This is a genomic window from Agaribacillus sp. DX54 (genome assembly GCF_056858335.1).
This window is the reverse complement of the sequence record NZ_JBXEQE010000164.1, coordinates 1-283: the sequence shown is the minus strand read 5'-3', so window position 1 is coordinate 283 and position 283 is coordinate 1. Positions and strand designations below refer to the sequence as shown.

Here is a 283-nt window from a genome sequence, read left to right as displayed (position 1 = left end):
AAGACGGTAGTCGATCTATTTGAGGAGCAAGCTGCAAAAACACCCGATGCTACAGCGGTAGTGTATGAAGGAGCAAGCTTGAGTTATAAGGAACTGAATGAGCGCTCTAATCAACTAGCGCATTATTTGTGTGAACAGGGAATTACTGCAGATCATTTGGTAGGTATCTGTTTGGAGCGTAGCCTGGAAATGTTAGTCGGTATTTTGGGTATTTTAAAGGCAGGAGGAGCTTATGTGCCCATAGACCCGGATTATCCACAGACCCGTATCGATTATATGGTGG

Annotated in this window: 1 protein-coding gene; it reads left to right on the top strand. The window is 44.5% G+C overall.

Annotated features, from left to right (window positions below):
* The coding region (locus AC04NP_RS30810; protein ID WP_482863977.1) for an AMP-binding protein at positions 1-283 on the top strand (283 nt) is incomplete at both ends.